Origin of the sequence: Streptomyces hainanensis (assembly GCF_004348415.1) — a bacterium.
GTDB lineage: Bacteria > Actinomycetota > Actinomycetes > Streptomycetales > Streptomycetaceae > Streptomyces > Streptomyces hainanensis.
Genome location: NZ_SMKI01000826.1, coordinates 1 through 1,356 on the forward strand (window position 1 = coordinate 1; position 1,356 = coordinate 1,356).

General features: G+C 76.4%; 1 protein-coding gene. It reads left to right on the top strand.

What is annotated here, in order from left to right; genetic code table 11:
• On the top strand, nt 1-1,181 hold a 1,181-nt coding region (locus E1283_RS36235; protein ID WP_132822397.1), incomplete at its 5' end, for a PQQ-binding-like beta-propeller repeat protein.
• Nucleotides 1,182-1,356: the final 175 nt, after the last annotated feature.

Genomic DNA, 1,356 nt, shown 5'->3' on the forward strand with positions numbered 1-1,356 from the left:
ACTGGGTGGCGGGCGACGATCTGGTGCGGGTGGCGGACGGTGGCGTCGTCTCGTACGACCTGGCCACCGGCGCCCGCAACTGGCGTCTCCCGCTCGACCTCGCCGACGGCGTCTGCCAGGCGTCCCCGACGTCCTCGGAGGGCCGGGTGGCGGTGCTCCAGGGGCGGGACTGCGGGACGCTCACCGTGCTCGACATCGTGGCCGGGGAGGCCGTCGCCCAGGTGCCGTTGGGGGTCGACGGCCGGGGCCCGGGCGCGGACGACCAGCCGGCGATCCTCGGGGACACGGTGGCGGTCGCCTGGGACGGCGCCGCCGCCGGCTTCCGGCTCGCCGACGGCCCGGCCGGGGTCGAGCCGCTCTGGCGGGTGGCGGCGGACGAGGCCGGCGCCGGCTGCGTGGCCGACGCGTACGCCGTGGTCGACGGCGCGCTGGTGTCCAGGACCGCCTGCGGCAGCCCGCCGGGCCGGGACGGCGGCACCGTCCGCGCCACCACCGCGTGGGGCGGGGAACTGTGGGAGTGGACGTTCGGGCCCCGGTTCCTCGGCCGGCCGCTCGCCGTCACCGCCGTGCTCTCCACCGAGCCGCTGGTGGTCACCGCGCTGCTCGGCGACGACGCGGGAAGCGGCGACGGCCCCGGAAGCGTCACCGAGCACGTCTTCGTGGTCGATGACGATCGCCAGTCGATCAGGTACGAGCTGGACTATGACCGCGAGCGCTATCTTCCGCCGTGCCGGACCGCGTCGTTCGCGGACTGCGGCGGCACCGTCGTGCACGACGGCCACCTCTACCTGGCCAGCGGCCACGACGCCCCGGGCGCCGAGGCGGGCAACGCCGTCGTCGCCTTCGACCTCGGGAGCGGCCTCGCCGAGTACCAGGTGCCGGCGCTGGGCGGCGGCGACATCCGGCCGTTCGGTGTGCGGGGGGACCGGATCCTCGCCTACCAGCCGGCGGGCGAGGAACGCGCCGGGCTCGTGGTGGCCATCGACCCGGACACCGGCCGGGCGGCCCCGCTGCTGACCCTCGACCCGGTGGCGCGGCGCCGCGAATGGGCCCTGATGAGCGGCCTGTTCGTGCACGACCAGCGGCCGCTGTGGCACGAGGGGACGCTGGTGTTGCTCAACCGGGTGTTCTACCCGGGCGACGCGGCCGCCGGCCGCCCGGCGCTGTTGGTCTACCGGTGAGCGCCGGCGCGCGCCGCCGGCGCGATGGCGCGATCCGGCCGGACCTGCCACCCGTGGTGCGGCGGCGGGCCTCCGGCATGCATGATCGGCGCGTGGTCCGGGGCAGGACAACACTCTGATCCACTCTGCCCCGCCGCACGGGAACGGTCCTTCGAACCCCCGCTCCACCGCATCC